This window comes from Salmonella sp. SAL04196 (assembly GCF_046550835.1).
In the GTDB taxonomy this organism is placed as follows: Bacteria; Pseudomonadota; Gammaproteobacteria; order Enterobacterales; family Enterobacteriaceae; genus Salmonella; species Salmonella enterica.
Window position 1 is genome coordinate 62,351 of sequence record NZ_JBGDXE010000005.1, and the last position, 17,896, is coordinate 80,246.

At 53.8% G+C, this 17,896-nt stretch carries 15 protein-coding genes; all 15 read left to right on the top strand.

What is annotated here, in order from left to right; genetic code table 11:
- Nucleotides 1-152: 152 nt before the first annotated feature.
- The 15 genes from ACLJPE_RS17230 (at nt 153) to ACLJPE_RS17300 (ending at nt 17,855) form a co-directional block, all read left to right on the top strand.
- Nucleotides 153-2,531: a DMSO/selenate family reductase complex A subunit gene (locus tag ACLJPE_RS17230; protein WP_023214301.1), complete on the top strand. Its 2,379-nt coding sequence runs from the start codon at nt 153-155 to the stop codon at nt 2,529-2,531.
- Nucleotides 2,528-3,157 carry a DMSO/selenate family reductase complex B subunit gene (locus ACLJPE_RS17235; protein WP_039514328.1) on the top strand — a complete coding sequence of 210 codons (630 nt, stop codon included), beginning with the start codon at nt 2,528-2,530 and terminating at the stop codon, nt 3,155-3,157. The genes ACLJPE_RS17230 and ACLJPE_RS17235 overlap by 4 nt, the downstream gene beginning before the upstream one ends.
- On the top strand, nt 3,150-3,959 hold the full coding sequence (locus ACLJPE_RS17240) for a dimethyl sulfoxide reductase anchor subunit family protein (protein WP_039514326.1): 810 nt from the start codon (nt 3,150-3,152) through the stop codon (nt 3,957-3,959). The genes ACLJPE_RS17235 and ACLJPE_RS17240 overlap by 8 nt, the downstream gene beginning before the upstream one ends.
- Nucleotides 3,959-4,822, top strand: coding sequence for a 4Fe-4S binding protein (locus ACLJPE_RS17245; RefSeq protein ID WP_023221405.1), 864 nt, complete (start codon nt 3,959-3,961; stop codon nt 4,820-4,822). The genes ACLJPE_RS17240 and ACLJPE_RS17245 overlap by 1 nt, the downstream gene beginning before the upstream one ends.
- Before the next feature lie 120 nt (nt 4,823-4,942).
- Nucleotides 4,943-5,374: a nucleoside-diphosphate kinase gene (gene ndk, locus ACLJPE_RS17250; protein WP_000963846.1), complete on the top strand. Its 432-nt coding sequence runs from the start codon at nt 4,943-4,945 to the stop codon at nt 5,372-5,374.
- A 206-nt stretch (nt 5,375-5,580) separates the two neighbouring features.
- A complete protein-coding gene (locus tag ACLJPE_RS17255) occupies nt 5,581-6,747 on the top strand; it encodes a bifunctional tRNA (adenosine(37)-C2)-methyltransferase TrmG/ribosomal RNA large subunit methyltransferase RlmN (RefSeq protein ID WP_000003213.1) in 1,167 nt (388 codons plus the stop codon).
- Between the two features lie 292 nt (nt 6,748-7,039).
- Nucleotides 7,040-8,038: a cytoskeleton protein RodZ gene (rodZ, locus tag ACLJPE_RS17260; protein WP_001090886.1), complete on the top strand. Its 999-nt coding sequence runs from the start codon at nt 7,040-7,042 to the stop codon at nt 8,036-8,038.
- Nucleotides 8,039-8,064: 26 nt separating this feature from the next.
- The gene (gene ispG / locus ACLJPE_RS17265) at nt 8,065-9,183 is read left to right on the top strand and encodes a flavodoxin-dependent (E)-4-hydroxy-3-methylbut-2-enyl-diphosphate synthase (protein WP_031568494.1); all 1,119 of its coding nucleotides are present in this window, start codon (nt 8,065-8,067) and stop codon (nt 9,181-9,183) included.
- A 110-nt stretch (nt 9,184-9,293) separates the two neighbouring features.
- Nucleotides 9,294-10,568 carry a histidine--tRNA ligase gene (gene hisS / locus ACLJPE_RS17270; RefSeq protein ID WP_001107141.1) on the top strand — a complete coding sequence of 425 codons (1,275 nt, stop codon included), beginning with the start codon at nt 9,294-9,296 and terminating at the stop codon, nt 10,566-10,568.
- 13 nt (nt 10,569-10,581) lie between these two features.
- Entirely contained in the window at nt 10,582-11,202 is a 621-nt protein-coding gene (locus ACLJPE_RS17275; protein ID WP_000409190.1) for a YfgM family protein, read from the top strand.
- Between the two features lie 10 nt (nt 11,203-11,212).
- The gene (bamB, locus tag ACLJPE_RS17280) at nt 11,213-12,391 is read left to right on the top strand and encodes an outer membrane protein assembly factor BamB (RefSeq protein WP_001177071.1); all 1,179 of its coding nucleotides are present in this window, start codon (nt 11,213-11,215) and stop codon (nt 12,389-12,391) included.
- A 116-nt stretch (nt 12,392-12,507) separates the two neighbouring features.
- A complete protein-coding gene (der, locus tag ACLJPE_RS17285) occupies nt 12,508-13,980 on the top strand; it encodes a ribosome biogenesis GTPase Der (protein WP_000249411.1) in 1,473 nt (490 codons plus the stop codon).
- An 88-nt stretch (nt 13,981-14,068) separates the two neighbouring features.
- The gene (locus ACLJPE_RS17290; protein WP_000406472.1) at nt 14,069-14,290 is read left to right on the top strand and encodes a zinc ribbon domain-containing protein; all 222 of its coding nucleotides are present in this window, start codon (nt 14,069-14,071) and stop codon (nt 14,288-14,290) included.
- A 346-nt stretch (nt 14,291-14,636) separates the two neighbouring features.
- Nucleotides 14,637-16,829, top strand: coding sequence for an intimin-like inverse autotransporter SinH (gene sinH / locus ACLJPE_RS17295; protein WP_000252242.1), 2,193 nt, complete (start codon nt 14,637-14,639; stop codon nt 16,827-16,829).
- 57 nt (nt 16,830-16,886) lie between these two features.
- Nucleotides 16,887-17,855: a SinI family autotransporter-associated protein gene (locus tag ACLJPE_RS17300; protein WP_001149079.1), complete on the top strand. Its 969-nt coding sequence runs from the start codon at nt 16,887-16,889 to the stop codon at nt 17,853-17,855.
- Nucleotides 17,856-17,896 lie beyond the last annotated feature (41 nt).

Below are 17,896 nucleotides of genomic sequence, written 5' to 3' on the forward strand. Positions count from 1 at the left end.
ACTCTTCAGAATAAATTATGAATTTCATTTAATTTAAAGTTAATGAGAATTATTAATTTTCCGGAATTACCCTTAATGAGGGAGCTTGATAAATATCAAGAGATCTAACACTTAAAAACGTGAGAATGGGTTTTTATTTGACGAGTCGGATCATGAAAAATATAAAAAGCCAGGGAAATGGCGAACAGCCTGCTATTTCTCGTCGCCATTTTATCCAGGCCAGCTCCGCGCTTATTGCGTTACCGTTTGTCTCCTCGCCAGCTACCGCTCAGGCGCGCGCTGTGACGGCAACTGAAAACAGGCCTGCGGAAAAAGTCGTCCAGACATGCAGCACTTTTGACTGCGGGGGCAAATGCGATATTCGGGCGCATGTCAGTGAAGGTATCGTGACGCGAATTTCAACGCGACCGGATAATGCGCTGGATGCGCAAATGCCGGTGATGCGTGCCTGTGTTCGTGGACGCGCATACCGTAAATTTGTTTATCATCCTGACAGACTTAAATATCCCATGAAGCGCGTAGGAAAACGCGGTGAAGGAAAATTCGAGCGAATTTCCTGGGATGAAGCGACAACCTTAATCGCCGATAATTTAAAATCGATTACTGAAAAATATGGCCCGGCTTCGCGCTATGTTCATGTTGGCACTGCCGTTTCCGGCGGCACCTTTTCCGGCGATAAAATGGCGCGTCGCCTGCTGAATCTGACCGGCGGCTATCTCGAAAGCTACCATTCTGTGAGTATGGGCAACACGGCGGCCGCGACGCCTTATACTTACGGCATTGCCGCCAGCGGCAGTTCGCTGGATACGCTTTTGGAGACCAAACTGGTGATTCTGTGGGGCCATAACCCGACGGAGACCATTTTTGGTCATACCAACTATTTCTTGCAGAAGATGAAGCAGAACGGTACGCGGTTTATCGTGGTCGATCCGCGCTATTCCGACACCGTTTCGTCGCTGGCGGATCAGTGGATCCCGCTACTGCCCACCACCGACAATGCGCTGATGGACGCGATGATGTACGTCATCATCAGCGAGAATCTGCACGATCGTGCATTTATTGCGCGCTACGCTATCGGTTTTGACGAAGACTCAATGCCGGAAGGCGTACCGGCTAACGAATCGCTGGTGGCGTATCTGACCGGCGCCAAAGACGGTGTCGTTAAGTCCCCCGAGTGGGCGGAAAAGATCACCCATGTGCCGGCGCAAACCATTCGCCAGTTAGCGCGTGATTACGCGAATACCAAACCCGCCGCGTTGATTCAGGGGTGGGGACCACAGCGCCACAACTGCGGCGAGCGCACCGCGCGCGGCTCGACCCTACTGGCGACCATTACCGGTAATGTCGGCATCAAAGGCGGTTGGGCTGCGGGTTACGGCGGCTGCGCTAACCGTAAATTTGCCGCGGGTCCGGAGATGCCGGATAACCCGGTAAAAGCCAAAATTTCGGTGATGAACTGGGTACAGGCCGCAGACGACGCCAGCAAAGTGACGCCGGATATGGGGCTGAAAGATGCCGATAAGCTGGACAGTAACATCCGTATTCTGTTCTCGCTGGCCGGGAACTATCTGGCGAATCAGAACCCCGATCTGCACCAGGCGGTACGCGTACTGGAGGATGAATCAAAGATCCAGTTTATTGTCGCCAGCGATCTGTTTATGACGCCGAGCGCGAAATACGCTGATCTACTGCTGCCGGAAACCAGCTTTATGGAACGCTGGAACATCGGTGAAACCTGGGGCACGGCAAGCTACCTGATACTCTCTGAAAAGCTGATCGAGCCTGAATTTGAGCGGCGCTCCGACTACGACTGGCTACGTGAGGTGGCGGCGAAATTAGGCATTGAGAATGAATTTAGCCAGGGGCGCGATGAGAAAGCGTGGATTGAACACATCTGGGAACAGACGCGCCTGGCGATGCCGGACGAAAATCTGCCGGATTTCGCCACGCTGCAAAAGACCCGTCAGCATCTGTTCAAAAGCGCGCCATTTATCGCCTTTGAAGACAATATTCGCGATCCGGAAAATCATCCGTTCCCGACGCCGTCAGGGAAAATAGAGATCTTCTCGAAGCGCCTGTACGACATGCAGCATCCGGAAATCCCGGCGTTATCGCACTACGTTCCTGCACATGAAGGCCCGGAGGATGCGCTGGCAAAAGATTTTCCGCTCCAGTTAATTACGTGGAAAGGAAAAAACCGCGCCAACTCAACGCAATACGCTAACCCGTGGCTGATTGAAGTGCAGCAGCAGACATTGTGGATCAACCCGCAGGATGCGCAAAAGCGCGGCATTACGCATGGCGACATGGTGCGCATTCATAACTCACGCGGGATTTGCGAAATCCCGGCGGAAGTGACGCCGCGCATTATTCCTGGCGTTGTCGCGATGCAGGCCGGCGCCTGGTGGCAGCCGGATGAGAACGGTATTGATAAAGGCGGCTGTGCGAACGTCCTCAGCTCGGCCCGTATTACCGCGCTGGCGAAGGGAAATTCACATCAAACCATGCTGGTGGAGGTGGCTAAAGCATGAGTCAGTTTACACATTACCCGCCGGTGAGCGATAAACAACTGGGTTTTTTCATCGACTCCTCACGCTGCTCCGGTTGTAAAGCCTGCCAGGTGGCCTGCAAAGACAAAAACAATCTGGAGGTAGGCCGTCGTTTCCGCCGCGTCTATGAAGTCAAGGGCGGAAGTTTCATCCCGACCGGGCAGGGCGGGGTCAGCAATAACGTATTTGCTTATACGCTTTCCATTTCCTGCAACCACTGTGCGGACCCTGTCTGCACCAAAAATTGCCCGACTACCGCTATGCATAAACGCCCGGGCGACGGCATCGTGCGCGTTGATACCGACAAATGCGTCGGCTGTGGCTATTGCGCCTGGTCCTGCCCTTACGGCGCGCCGCAGCTTAACGAGCAGACTGGCCAAATGTCCAAGTGCGACATGTGCGTTGATTTACTGGCGAAAGGTGAACCGCCCGTCTGTGTTGCGACCTGTCCGCTGGAGGCCATCAAGTTTGGCCCGATTGATGAACTGCGCGCGAAGTACGGTAGCGTATGCGACGTTAACGGGCTGCCAGATTCATACATAACCAAGCCTAATCTGGTTGTCAAAGCGCATCAGGGCGCAGAAAAAGAGGGTAAACGCCATGCATGAGTTACCGCTGCTGATTTTTACGCTCTGTTTGCAAGGGTCTGTGGGTGTGACAGTGTGGCTGGCGTTGGGCCGCCAGTACGCCGTAGAGGGACGCGTGCCTGCACGCGGCGCGCTTCCCGCGATGGCGGGGGCGTTTGTACTGCCCTGCGTAGGGCTGCTTGCTTCAGCGCTGCACATGGGCTATCCCCTGAATGCGCTAAATGCGTTACGTCATGTCGCCAGTTCGTGGCTGAGTCGCGAAATCGTCTTTGCCAGCCTTTATCTGGCGGCGCTGGGGCTAGGGGGTGTGCTGCTGTTTTTCCGAAAGCCAGGCTGGCAGCCGCTGCTGGCGCTGGCGGCAGCGTTTGGGCTGGTGGATGTATTCTGCATGGCGCAGGTTTATATCCATGCCTCGGTGGCGACCTGGCAGCATAGCAACACGCTGGCGCTGTTTTTTGGCACGTCAGGCATTATCGGTTCGGTAGTCATTGCGCTGGCTTATCTGCGCAACGCTGGCGCCGCAATGCGCTGCGCTGTGATAGTGGTCGCACTGATGGTGCTGATTCGCCTGATCATGCAGCCGCTATGGCTGGCGGATATTAATGCGGTGGATACGACGGTCGTCACTTTCCCGCATCATCCGCTACAGGCGCTGGCGCAGTTGCGCGACGTCTATCTTCTCGGCTGGTGTGTCTCAGCGGCGGGAATGCTCTGCTTTGCCGCAGGCGGTCTGCGAAACGCCAGAGGGACGCTGGTGGCGGGCAGCGTATTGCTGCTTCTCGGCGAGATTATGCTGCGCTACGTCTTCTTTAGTATTGGCTGATGGTTAACCTGACGATCGATCCGGCGGTAGACGTGACGCAGGCTTGCGTCCGTCGTCGCTTTCGTTTTTCTTCCTGCCGCGCTTGCGCCGATGTTTGTCCGGCGCAGGCGTTTTCGCTGGCGCAGGGGCAGGTCAGCATAGATACGACACGCTGCATAGCCTGTGGCGACTGTCTGTTTGTCTGTCCTGTTGACGCCATTACCGGTATCAAACCGGTTAAACGCTTTGTGCAGGGGGATACGTTGGTGGGGCCGTTTTCGCTACAGGCGCCAACGGTCGATGAACTGCTTCTCTGGCACAGCCAGTACGGTATTCGCTTTATTGATATTGCGGTGGAGCGATCGGCGCAGTGGCTGATGGCGCTGGCGGGGCTAAATTTAGCGCTGCGCCGCTACGGCGAGCCGGGCTGGTCTTTCAAACACGTTGTCGGCGCGGAGATTAACGCCTCGCGGCGCACTCTGTTTCATGTTCCGCGCGACGCCATTACCCCGTGCGCCGTCGAGCCGGGGAAACGGCGTCTCAGACAGGCGTTTTCCGCGTTCAGCGAATGCGTACCCGAAATCAGTCCGCAAGAGTGCAGGATGTGCGGCGCCTGCTGGCGAAGCTGCCCGGAAAATGTTATCCAGTTTGACGACAATACCCTGACGATAGCGGCGGCGCGTTGTACGGGATGCGGCGGCTGTGCGGCGGTATGTCCGCATCAGGCGCTACGGCTGCGGTTTGACGTGGAACCCGCCTTAACGCGGCATAGTGCGGTGCATACGCTCATCTGCGAAAGCTGCAAACGTACTTTCCATGCTCTCACGCCTGAACACACGCACTGCGTGCTGTGTCAGTCCCCTGAGTTTGCTGTGCGCCTTTAACTTTTGTTGCTAATGCTCATTTTATTTTAAAAAAATGTTACCTGCATCCATAGGCAATTGATGGGATGCTCTTTATAATCCGCGCCTGACATAACAACAGAACATATTTCAGAGGTAAACATGGCTATTGAACGGACTTTTTCCATCATTAAACCCAACGCGGTGGCAAAAAACGTTATTGGCAGCATCTTTGCGCGCTTTGAAGCTGCAGGGTTCAAAATTGTTGGCACTAAAATGCTGCACCTGACCGTTGAGCAGGCGCGCGGCTTCTATGCTGAGCACGACGGCAAGCCGTTCTTTGACGGTCTGGTGGAGTTCATGACCTCTGGCCCTATCGTGGTATCCGTGCTGGAAAGTGAAAATGCGGTACAGCGTCACCGCGATCTGCTTGGCGCCACCAACCCGGCGAACGCGTTGGCGGGTACGCTGCGCGCCGACTACGCTGATAGCTTAACTGAAAACGGCACCCATGGTTCGGATTCGCTGGAATCCGCGCAGCGCGAAATCGCCTTTTTCTTCGGTGAAGGCGAAGTGTGCCCGCGCACCCGTTAATCTCCTTCGTCTTTCACGCTGTAAATGCGTTGGCGATAAATTATCGGTTCAAATATTATTTTTGCTAATGCCGCGTGCAGACGTGGCATCCTTACGCCAGAATTTGTACAATGCAGCGCCCCCGGACGAGCAGTAAGCTTACCGGGGCGTTTCTTTTTTCAACCCTCCAGGGGCCATAACGTGTAATAACGAGGCCGGAATAGCATATGTCTGAACAAATTGTCACACCTGAAAGCAGTACCCCGGTAGTTCCTAACAACGAAACAAAAATCAACCTGCTGGATCTCAACCGTCAGCAGATGCGCGAGTTTTTTAAAAACTTAGGTGAAAAGCCTTTCCGCGCCGATCAGGTGATGAAATGGATGTATCACTATTGCTGCGATAATTTTGATGAGATGACCGACATCAACAAAGTGTTGCGCGGTAAATTAAAAGAGGTCGCGGAAATCCGCGCGCCGGAGGTCGTTGAAGAGCAGCGTTCCTCAGACGGCACCATTAAGTGGGCGATTGCTGTCGGCGATCAGCGCGTTGAAACGGTCTATATCCCGGAAGACGACCGCGCTACGCTGTGTGTCTCTTCACAGGTAGGATGCGCGCTGGAGTGCAAGTTTTGTTCAACTGCGCAGCAGGGCTTTAACCGCAACCTGCGCGTATCGGAAATTATCGGTCAGGTCTGGCGTGCGGCGAAAATCGTCGGCGCGGCCAAAGTCACCGGCCAGCGTCCGATCACCAATGTGGTCATGATGGGGATGGGCGAGCCATTGCTTAACCTGACCAATGTCGTACCGGCAATGGAAATTATGCTCGATGACTTTGGTTTCGGCCTGTCCAAACGTCGTGTCACGCTCTCAACGTCCGGCGTGGTGCCTGCGCTGGATAAGCTGGGCGATATGATAGATGTCGCGCTGGCTATCTCCTTACATGCGCCGAATGACACTATTCGCGACGAAATCGTCCCGATCAACAAAAAATACAATATCGAAACGTTCCTGGGTGCGGTTCGCCGCTATCTGGAGAAATCCAACGCCAATCAGGGGCGCGTGACGATTGAATACGTGATGCTTGACCACGTCAACGACGGCACTGAACACGCGCATCAACTGGCGGAGCTACTAAAAGAGACGCCTTGTAAGATTAATCTGATTCCGTGGAACCCGTTCCCTGGCGCGCCGTATGGCCGCAGCTCTAACAGCCGTATCGATCGCTTTTCTAAAGTTTTGATGAGTTATGGTTTCACGACCATCGTACGCAAGACGCGTGGCGATGACATTGATGCGGCATGCGGACAGTTGGCAGGCGATGTGATTGACCGTACTAAACGTACCCTGCGTAAGCGTATGCAGGGAGAGGTGATTGACATCAAGGCTATTTGATAGCAGTTGCGCCACGGTGCATTCATTATACCGTGGCGCAATGTCAGTTGAATAATGTCTGGCGTTGTACTTGTCTGGTCAATAATAACGGTGCGTTTTTGTCGACTTTAAGGCAGTATGTAACGGTGCAACAAGAGTTTAGCCTTGTGTCTTACGCGGTTTTGTCATCTGCGGCCTGACAGGCTTATACTGTCTGACTAAGGTTAACTAACCTGATGTTTCGCGGTGTGGGCGGGCATTACGGCTCGTCGGCGCCTGAATCCTAATTTACACGTACCTGTAGCTGTAGCGAATGAATACTGAAGCCACGCACGACCAAAATGAAGCACAAACCACCGGCGTTCGTCTGCGCAATGCCCGTGAACAACTCGGACTCAGCCAGCAGGCTGTCGCTGAGCGACTTTGCCTGAAGGTTTCTACGGTACGCGATATTGAAGAAGATAAGGCGCCGTCCGATCTTGCTTCAACCTTCCTGCGCGGATATATCCGCTCATATGCGCGTCTGGTGCATGTTCCAGAAGAGGAACTGCTGCCGGGGCTGGAAAAACAGGCCCCGCTGCGCGCCGCCAAAGTCGCTCCGATGCAGAGTTTCTCATTAGGAAAGCGTCGCAAAAAACGTGACGGCTGGTTAATGTCTTTTACCTGGCTGGTACTGTTTGTGGTCGTAGGGCTGACCGGCGCCTGGTGGTGGCAGAACCATAAGGCGCAGCAGGAAGAGATCACGACAATGGCCGATCAAAGCACGGCTGAACTGAACGCAGATAAAGACAGCGGCCAAAATGTACCGCTGGACACCCGTGACGCGACAAGTCAGGATACGACGCCAGCGCAAACGGCTCCGGCGCCTGCGACGCCGGTTGATTCGACAGCGGCGACGCAAACGCCAGCGTCAACGGCAACGCAAAATACGGTAGTCGCGCCTTCGCAGGCGAATGTCGATACGGCTGCGACATCTGCCGCGCCAGCGGCAACGGAAACGCCGTCCGCGCTGCCGACCAGTCAGGCTGGCGTAGCGGCGCCTGCTGCCGATCCGAACGCGCTGGTGATGAATTTTACCGCTGACTGCTGGCTCGAAGTCACTGACGCCACGGGTAAGAAGCTGTTTAGCGGTATGCAGCGTAAAGATGGTAATTTAAACCTAACAGGTCAGGCGCCTTATAAACTTAAAATTGGCGCGCCGGCCGCGGTGCAGATCCAGTATCAAGGAAAACCTGTCGATCTGAGCCGCTTTATCAGAACTAATCAGGTTGCGCGTCTGACCCTTAATGCCGAACCGACACCGGCGCAGTAACAGACGGGTAACGCGGGAGATTTTTCATGCATAACCAGGCTCCGATTCAACGTAGAAAATCGACACGTATTTACGTTGGGAATGTGCCGATTGGCGATGGCGCCCCCATCACCGTCCAGTCGATGACTAACACGCGTACCACTGACGTGGAAGCGACGGTTAATCAGATCAAAGCGCTGGAACGCGTTGGCGCAGATATTGTTCGTGTTTCTGTACCGACCATGGACGCCGCCGAAGCGTTCAAGCTTATCAAACAGCAGGTTTCAGTTCCGCTGGTTGCCGATATTCACTTCGACTACCGCATTGCGCTGAAAGTAGCGGAATACGGCGTTGACTGCTTGCGTATTAACCCCGGCAATATCGGTAACGAAGAACGCATTCGTATGGTGGTGGACTGCGCGCGAGACAAAAACATCCCTATTCGTATCGGCGTAAATGCCGGATCGCTGGAAAAAGATCTGCAGGAAAAATACGGTGAGCCGACGCCGCAGGCGCTGCTGGAATCAGCCATGCGCCATGTCGATCATCTCGATCGTCTCAACTTTGATCAGTTCAAAGTGAGCGTAAAAGCGTCCGATGTATTCCTTGCCGTTGAGTCTTATCGTTTGTTGGCTAAACAGATCGATCAGCCGCTGCATCTGGGGATCACCGAAGCGGGCGGCGCGCGTAGCGGGGCAGTCAAGTCGGCGATCGGTTTAGGTCTGCTGTTATCGGAAGGCATCGGCGACACGCTGCGCGTATCGTTGGCGGCCGACCCGGTGGAAGAGATCAAAGTCGGTTTCGATATTTTGAAGTCGCTGCGCATTCGCGCGCGCGGCATCAATTTCATCGCCTGCCCGACCTGTTCTCGCCAGGAGTTCGACGTTATCGGCACGGTGAACGCGCTGGAGCAGCGTTTGGAAGATATCATCACCCCGATGGACGTCTCGATCATCGGTTGCGTGGTGAACGGGCCGGGCGAAGCGCTGGTATCGACGCTGGGCGTGACGGGCGGCAATAAGAAAAGCGGCCTGTATGAAGACGGCGTGCGTAAGGACAGACTCGATAACGACGATATGATCGCGCAGCTTGAATCCCGTATTCGCGCGAAAGCAAGTCAACTTGATGAAGCGCGTCGGATTGACGTGCTGCAGGTTGAAAAATAAGAACGTGATGGGAAGCGGCGCGCTTCCCGTGTATGATTGAACCCGCATGGCTCCCGGTTCGTTCGGGGAAGCGCTGAGGGTTCATTTTTATATTCAGAAAGAGAATAAACGTGGCAAAAAACATTCAAGCCATTCGCGGCATGAACGATTATCTGCCTGGCGAAACCGCCATCTGGCAGCGCATTGAAGGCACACTCAAAAACGTGCTCGGCAGCTACGGTTACAGTGAAATCCGCTTGCCGATTGTAGAGCAGACCCCGTTATTCAAACGCGCGATCGGTGAAGTTACTGACGTGGTTGAAAAAGAGATGTACACCTTTGAGGATCGCAACGGCGATAGCCTGACATTGCGCCCTGAAGGTACGGCGGGCTGTGTACGCGCCGGCATCGAACATGGTCTCCTGTACAATCAGGAACAGCGTTTGTGGTATATCGGCCCGATGTTCCGTCATGAGCGTCCGCAAAAAGGCCGCTACCGTCAGTTCCACCAGCTAGGCGCCGAAGTCTTCGGCTTACAAGGCCCGGATATTGACGCGGAGCTGATTATGCTGACCGCACGCTGGTGGCGCGCGCTGGGCATCGCTGAACACGTTAGCCTGGAGCTGAACTCTATTGGTTCGTTAGAGGCGCGTGCGAACTATCGCGATGCGCTGGTCGCGTTCCTCGAACAGCATCAAGAGACGCTGGACGAAGACTGCAAACGCCGCATGTATACCAATCCGCTGCGCGTGCTGGATTCAAAAAATCCGGACGTGCAGGCGCTGCTCAACGACGCGCCCGCTCTCGGCGACTATCTCGATGACGATTCACGCGAGCACTTTGCCGGCCTGTGTAAATTGCTGGACGCGGCGGGGATTGCCTACACCGTCAACCAGCGTCTGGTACGCGGTCTGGATTACTACAACCGCACCGTATTTGAATGGGTAACAAACAGTCTGGGGTCACAAGGCACCGTCTGTGCGGGTGGTCGTTATGACGGTCTGGTGGAACAACTGGGCGGTCGCGCTACCCCGGCAGTGGGCTTTGCGATGGGCCTGGAACGACTTGTTTTGTTAGTTCAGGCAGTTAATCCGGAATTTATTGCCTCTCCTGTTGTCGATATATACCTGGTGGCTGCCGGCGCACAAACGCAGTCTGCGGCAATGACGCTGGCGGAGCGGCTGCGCGATGAAATGCCAGGCGTGAAGCTAATGACAAACCACGGCGGCGGCAACTTTAAGAAACAGTTTGCCCGCGCCGATAAGTGGGGCGCCCGTATTGCACTGGTTCTTGGCGAATCTGAAGTCGCCGATGGGACTGTTGTAGTGAAGGATTTGCGCTCCGGTGAGCAAACGGCAGTGGCGCAGGACAGCGTCGCCGCGCATTTGCGCACTTTATTGGGCTAAGGAGAAGGACAGCGTGGAAATTTACGAGAACGAACACGACCAGGTGGATGCGATTAAACGCTTCTTTGCCGAAAACGGCAAAGCGCTGGCTGTCGGAGTGATTTTAGGGGTTGGCGCGCTGGTTGGCTGGCGTTACTGGAGCAGCCATCAGACGGAGTCCGCGCGTGCTGCTTCTCTGGCGTATCAAAATGCGGTGACGGCGGTAAGCGCCGATAAGCCGGATAGCATTCCGGCCGCTGAAAAATTCGCGGCTGAGAATAAAAATACCTATGGTGCGCTGGCGTCTATGGAACTGGCGCAGCAGTTTGTGGATAAGAATGAACTTAAAAAAGCCGAAGCCCAGTTGCAGCAGGGGTTGGCGGCCACCAGCGATGAAAATCTCAAAGCGGTGATTAATCTGCGTCTCGCTCGCGTTCAGTTACAGCTTAAGCAAGCTGATGCCGCGCTGAAAACTCTGGATGCCGTTAAAGGCGAAGGATGGACGGCCATTGTCGCGGATTTGCGCGGCGAAGCGTTGCTGAGTAAGGGTGATAAAAAAGGCGCGCGCAGCGCATGGGAAGCGGGCGTCAATAGCGATGCTTCTCCGGCGTTGAGCGAAATGATGCAGATGAAAATCAATAATTTGTCCATCTGAGAGGGACCCGATGCAATTGCGTAAATTACTTCTGCCAGGGTTGCTTTCCGTTACCCTGCTCAGCGGCTGTTCACTGTTTAGCGGCGAAGAAGATGTCGTCAAGATGTCTCCATTACCGCAGGTTGAAAACCAGTTTACCCCGACCACTGTCTGGAGTACCTCTGTCGGTAACGGAATTGGCGAATTTTATTCTAACCTTCATCCGGTAATGGCAGATAACGTGGTCTATGCAGCCGATCGCGCGGGCGTGGTAAAAGCGCTCAATGCGGATGATGGCAAAGAGATCTGGTCTGTGAATCTGGGCGAAAAAGACGGCTGGTTCTCTCGTTCGTCCGCGCTGTTGTCCGGCGGCGTCACGGTCGCGGGCGGTCACGTCTATATCGGCAGTGAAAAGGCCGAGGTTTATGCGCTGAATACCAGCGACGGCACTACAGCATGGCAGACGAAGGTCGCTGGCGAAGCGTTGTCTCGCCCGGTTGTCAGTGATGGAATCGTCCTTATCCATACCAGCAACGGTCAGTTGCAGGCGCTAAATCAGGCGGATGGCGCCATTAAATGGACGGTGAACCTGGATATGCCTTCGCTGTCGCTGCGCGGGGAATCTGCGCCGGCAACCGCGTTCGGCGCGGCTATCGTTGGTGGCGACAATGGCCGCGTCAGCGCCGTGTTGATGCAACAAGGCCAGATGATTTGGCAACAGCGTATCTCCCAGGCCACTGGCCCAACGGAAATTGACCGTCTGAGCGACGTTGATACCACGCCGGTTGTGGTAAACGGCGTCGTTTACGCGTTGGCGTATAATGGTAACTTAACGGCGCTGGATCTGCGCAGTGGTCAGATTATGTGGAAACGCGAGCTGGGTTCGGTCAATGACTTTATCGTCGACGGCGACCGTATCTACCTGGTCGATCAGAACGATCGCGTGCTGGCGCTGACCACTGACGGCGGCGTAACGCTGTGGACGCAAAGTGATCTGCTGCACCGTTTGCTGACCTCCCCGGTACTGTATAATGGTGATTTAGTCGTCGGCGATAGCGAAGGTTATCTGCACTGGATTGATGTTGATGACGGGCGTTTTGTGGCCCAACAAAAAGTAGACAGTTCCGGTTTTCTGACCGAACCGACGGTGGCGGATGGTAAACTGCTTATCCAGGCCAAAGACGGTACGGTCTACGCAATTACGCGTTAATCGTCACGGTTGTGCGTTTTAAAAAACGGCTCCTGGTGTAGGGGCCGTTTTCCTGTTTTTAACAATGGCGCAAAATGCGCGCGTTGTCTGATGATTTTTTTAATGAGGCTTTAAACATGGTACCTGTGGTCGCGCTTGTCGGGCGCCCTAACGTCGGAAAATCCACGCTATTTAACCGTCTGACCCGCACCCGAGATGCGCTGGTTGCGGATTTCCCGGGTCTGACTCGTGACCGTAAGTACGGTCGTGCAGAGGTTGAAGGCCGCGAGTTTATCTGTATCGACACCGGCGGTATTGACGGCACCGAAGATGGCGTCGAAACGCGGATGGCGGAACAGTCGCTGCTGGCGATTGAAGAAGCGGATGTGGTGTTATTCATGGTAGATGCGCGCGCTGGCCTGATGCCGGCGGATGAAGCGATTGCCAAACATCTGCGTTCCCGTGAAAAACCGACCTTCCTGGTGGCGAATAAAACGGATGGTCTCGATCCCGATCAGGCGGTTGTCGATTTTTACTCGCTGGGGTTAGGCGAAATTTACCCTATCGCCGCCTCACATGGTCGCGGCGTATTGAGCCTGCTGGAACATGTGCTTCTGCCGTGGATGGATGATGTCGCGCCGCAGGAAGAGGTGGATGAAGACGCGGAATACTGGGCGCAGTTCGAGGCGGAACAAAATGGCGAAGAAGCGCCGGAAGATGATTTTGACCCGCAAAGCCTGCCGATAAAGCTGGCGATTGTTGGTCGCCCGAACGTAGGTAAGTCCACACTCACTAACCGTATTCTCGGCGAAGAGCGCGTGGTGGTATACGACATGCCGGGCACCACTCGCGACAGCATTTATATCCCGATGGAACGCGACGAACGGGAATATGTGCTGATTGACACGGCGGGGGTGCGTAAGCGCGGAAAAATCACCGATGCGGTAGAAAAGTTCTCGGTGATTAAAACGTTGCAGGCGATTGAAGACGCTAACGTCGTACTATTGGTTATCGATGCGCGCGAGGGGATCTCCGACCAGGATTTGTCTCTGCTGGGCTTTATCCTCAATAGTGGGCGCTCACTCGTTATCGTAGTCAACAAATGGGATGGCCTGAGCCAGGAAGTCAAAGAGCAGGTGAAAGAGACGCTGGATTTCCGTCTGGGCTTTATTGATTTTGCCCGTGTTCATTTTATCTCTGCGCTACACGGCAGCGGCGTCGGCAACCTGTTTGAGTCCGTACGCGAGGCTTACGACAGTTCCACTCGCCGGGTGAGCACTGCGATGCTGACCCGTATCATGACGATGGCGGTTGAAGATCATCAGCCGCCGCTGGTGCGCGGTCGCCGTGTGAAACTGAAATATGCCCACGCTGGCGGCTATAACCCGCCGATTGTGGTTATTCACGGCAACCAGGTAAAAGATCTGCCAGACTCCTATAAGCGCTATCTGATGAACTACTTCCGCAAGTCGTTGGAAGTGATGGGGACGCCGATTCGCATTCAGTTTAAAGAAGGGGAGAACCCGTATGCGAACAAGCGTAACACACTGACGCCAACGCAAATGCGCAAACGTAAGCGTCTGATGAAACATATCAAGAAAAGCAAGTAATGCTTTTTCAGTAATATTCCAGGCCTGACAAGCGCTGCGCTATCAGGCCTTTCAAGTAAAAGTGAGTCACGCGCCTGAGGAGAATGTTATGGAAATAACCTGCCCCGTTTGCCATCACGCGCTGGAGCGCAATGGCGATACAGCGCATTGCGAGACATGCGCTAATGATTTCTCGTTACAGGCAATTTGTCCTGACTGCCGCCAGCCATTACAGGTTTTGAAAGCCTGCGGCGCAGTGGACTATTTTTGCCAGAACGGTCATGGTTTAATTTCAAAAAAACGGGTTAACTTCGTCATTTCCGATCAATAAAATCGCTGTCGACGTTGCGCCGCAGAGCAGAGGCGCCGACGTCTTATCCGGCTAAGGACAAAAGCGTTATTCGATACTCCCGTAATATCAGCATCGTATCCTGCCCGGTAGCTATTTTATTCTTTTTATTTATTCAACTATTTATAGGGAATATTATTTCCGAAAATTAATATTAGAAATAAATAATAGCTTTCTTTTTTATTTATTATATCAATATTATAAATCTGTTTCATATTAAACTTTTCTTTTTAGGAATATATTTAGGTCTGTTAGTTATGATTCCATCTGAATCATCCATATAATATCTTTTCATAGCGGCGTGTTTATTTAACGACAGGGATATCATATGGTGCGAAGGATTCGCATTCTGGTTTTGCTATTAGTGTCTGGAGTATCAGTTGCGGTTTCCGGCGCAGATAACTCTGTATCTGCAAATGATGAAAGCCACTCCTCCCTGCCTGATTTAGCCAGCGAATCCGCGAAAAAAGAAGAACAGGAAAATAAAGGAAAGACCTTTAAAGAACAGGGCGCTAACTACTTTATTAATTCCGCCACCCAGGGCTTTGATAATCTCACTCCGGAAGCGCTGGAATCCCAGGCGCGCGGTTATATTCAAGGGCAAGTCACGTCTTCTGCGCAATCCTATCTCGAAGGTATGCTTTCGCCTTATGGTAAAGTGCGCACCAGTTTATCTATTGGCGAAGGCGGCGATCTGGACGGCAGTTCGCTGGATTATTTTATTCCCTGGTATGATAACCAGAGCACGCTTTTCTTTAGCCAGATTTCGGCTCAGCGTAAGGAAGACCGCACCATTGGTAACGTTGGGCTTGGCGTGCGCCAGAACGTCGGCAACTGGCTGCTTGGCGGCAACGCATTCTATGACTACGATTTTACGCGCGGTCACCGTCGATTAGGTTTGGGAACCGAAGCCTGGACGGATTACCTGAAATTCTCCGGCAACTATTACCATCCTCTTTCTGACTGGAAAGATTCCAAAGATTTCGACTTTTATGAAGAACGACCCGCGCGCGGCTGGGATATCCGCATGGAAAGCTGGCTGCCGTTTTATCCGCAGCTTGGCGCTAAATTAGTTTATGAACAGTACTACGGCGATGAAGTGGCGCTGTTTGGCACCGATAACCTGCAAAAAGATCCTCATGCCGTTACCGTCGGACTAAATTACACGCCGGTACCGCTGGTCACGGTTGGTACGGATTACAAAGCCGGTACTGGCGATAGTAACGATTTTAGCGTTAACGCGACCGTGAACTACCAGATAGGCACGCCGCTGGCGGCGCAGCTCGATCCGGAAAACGTTAAAATTCAGCACTCCTTAATGGGCAGCCGCACCGATTTTGTCGATCGTAACAATTTCATCGTTCTCGAATATCGCGAGAAAGATCCGCTGGACGTTACGTTGTGGCTGAAGGCCGACGCCACCAACGAACACCCGGAATGCGTGATTGAAGATACGCCTGAGGCCGCGGTGGGTCTGGAAAAATGCAAATGGACTGTCAACGCGCTGATTAACCACCATTACAAAATTATTTCTGCTTCCTGGCAGGCGAAAAACAACGCCGCCCGTACGCTGGTGATGCCGGTGGTGAAAGCGGATGCGTTAACCGAAGGTAACAACAACCGCTGGAATCTGGTGCTTCCTGCCTGGGTTAACGCCGATACCGAAGAGCAGCGCACCGCGTTGAACACCTGGAAAGTACGCATGACGCTGGAAGACGAAAAGGGCAATAAGCAGAACTCCGGCGTGGTGGAAATCACTGTCCAGCAGGATCGCAAAATTGAGCTGATCGTCGACAACATTGCCGATACCGATCGCAGCGATCATAGCCATGAAGCCAGCGCGCTGGCCGATGGCGAAGACGGCGTGGTGATGGATCTCCTGATCACCGATTCCTTTGGCGACGCCACGGATCGCAATGGTAACGAACTGGTGGACGATGCCATGACGCCCGTGTTGTACGACAGCAATGATAAAAAAGTCACCCTGGCCCAGACGCCCTGCACTACGGAAACCCCCTGCGTGTTTATTGCCAGCCGTGACAAAGAAGCGGGGACGGTGACGCTTTCCAGCACCCTGCCGGGCACTTTCCGCTGGAAGGCGAAAGCAGACGCCTATGGCGACAGTAACTACGTTGATGTCACTTTTATCGGCGACAACCTGAGCGCGCTGAATGCGGTGATTTATCAGGTCAAAGCCGCCAACCCTGTCAACCTTATCGGCAAAGAAGATAAGCACCCTACGGTCAATAATACCTACCGTTTCCTGCTGTGGCGCGACAAGAATAAAGACAATGTTTTTCAGATGTCCGAGCAGCTCACGGAAGAAGAGATGGCGCTGTACGACTACCAGTGGGAGTTTACCGGGCAGAGTACAAACGGACATACCGGCGCGCTGGCCAACACCATGAATGAAGATCTTGTCCTGCCAGTAACCAATAAAGAGGCGGCGCAGAAGTTTGCCGCCAATGAGGAAGATGGCGTTCAGGGTTACGGCATACGCGTTACGTATAGCCAGAAATAGCGTCAGCGTTGTGGCTGACCAGCCAGCCGCTGAATTTTGAGAAAAAGGAGAGTCTGAATGCAAGCAACAGTAAAACGGCGGCTGACGAAGGTCGCTTTAGCATTAGTAGTTGCCGGGTATTGCGCCGCGCCAGCGGTGGCGGCAAACGGTAATCTGAAATCGGGACAGTGGCAGATTGTCTCTGAACAGACGGGCACCATTCAGGGTACGGTGCCGTGGATTACCCGTGCGGCGGATAAAACCGCGGATACCGACAAAGATCACGTAACGGTAACTATCGATCGCGGCGATCGTACCGTTGTGACCGAAGGCGATAAGCAGTTCCACGTTGGCGATAAGGTCACGGTGAACTGGGCGATTGGCGATAAGGAAGGTGACCTGGATACCGACAACGCCGCCACGAAACTGACGGTGCAGTGGATGAGATACAGCGACCAGAATGGTAGCAATCCCGAAGAGATTGGCACCAAAGGTAGCGATACCTATGAAATTCAGGCGGGTGACGCCGACCACTATATCGGTATCAAAATCACGCCAACCACCACCACCGGTGATCCTGCCGTGGCAACTGAACTGCTGTTGAAAGACCTGTCGACCGATGCGGGCGGTGGTGCGGATGGTGACGATATTCCGGAAGGTCCGGTGGTGGATGAAAACGTCCATGTGGTTATCTACGAGTCTGGCTCAACCACCAACCTGCTGGGTACCTCTACTCCGCTCAAAACCAACACAACTTATAAAGTTCTGTTGTGGAAAGATAAAGAGGGTGGTACGGCAGGTAAATACGATACCGGTGAAGAGGTTACCAGCCAGTACGACTACCGTTGGAAATTCGTTGGCACCAGCGCAATTGCAGGTACTGGTACCGGCGGTATCGTTAACGAAAGCTGGAACGATAAAGACCTTGTCATCCCTGTCACCAACGCCGAAGCGAAAACGGCGTTCGAGGGAGCAGACGGCGGCGTTACCGTGGGTACCGACGGTGTCCAGGGCTTTGGTTTGTCCATCGACTACAGACGCAAATAAGTTGTCCTCAACATACCACTCCCTGCGGGGAGTGGTATTTT

What these genes read in the sequence shown, in the direction of transcription:
- ACLJPE_RS17230 (WP_023214301.1), top strand. Translation starts at nt 153, where the DNA reads ATGAAAAATATAAAAAGCCAGGGAAATGGCGAACAGCCTGCTATTTCT.
- ACLJPE_RS17235 (WP_039514328.1), top strand. Translation starts at nt 2,528, where the DNA reads ATGAGTCAGTTTACACATTACCCGCCGGTGAGCGATAAACAACTGGGT.
- ACLJPE_RS17240 (WP_039514326.1), top strand. Translation starts at nt 3,150, where the DNA reads ATGCATGAGTTACCGCTGCTGATTTTTACGCTCTGTTTGCAAGGGTCT.
- ACLJPE_RS17245 (WP_023221405.1), top strand. Translation starts at nt 3,959, where the DNA reads ATGGTTAACCTGACGATCGATCCGGCGGTAGACGTGACGCAGGCTTGC.
- ndk (WP_000963846.1), top strand. Translation starts at nt 4,943, where the DNA reads ATGGCTATTGAACGGACTTTTTCCATCATTAAACCCAACGCGGTGGCA.
- ACLJPE_RS17255 (WP_000003213.1), top strand. Translation starts at nt 5,581, where the DNA reads ATGTCTGAACAAATTGTCACACCTGAAAGCAGTACCCCGGTAGTTCCT.
- rodZ (WP_001090886.1), top strand. Translation starts at nt 7,040, where the DNA reads ATGAATACTGAAGCCACGCACGACCAAAATGAAGCACAAACCACCGGC.
- ispG (WP_031568494.1), top strand. Translation starts at nt 8,065, where the DNA reads ATGCATAACCAGGCTCCGATTCAACGTAGAAAATCGACACGTATTTAC.
- bamB (WP_001177071.1), top strand. Translation starts at nt 11,213, where the DNA reads ATGCAATTGCGTAAATTACTTCTGCCAGGGTTGCTTTCCGTTACCCTG.
- der (WP_000249411.1), top strand. Translation starts at nt 12,508, where the DNA reads ATGGTACCTGTGGTCGCGCTTGTCGGGCGCCCTAACGTCGGAAAATCC.
- ACLJPE_RS17290 (WP_000406472.1), top strand. Translation starts at nt 14,069, where the DNA reads ATGGAAATAACCTGCCCCGTTTGCCATCACGCGCTGGAGCGCAATGGC.
- sinH (WP_000252242.1), top strand. Translation starts at nt 14,637, where the DNA reads ATGGTGCGAAGGATTCGCATTCTGGTTTTGCTATTAGTGTCTGGAGTA.
- ACLJPE_RS17300 (WP_001149079.1), top strand. Translation starts at nt 16,887, where the DNA reads ATGCAAGCAACAGTAAAACGGCGGCTGACGAAGGTCGCTTTAGCATTA.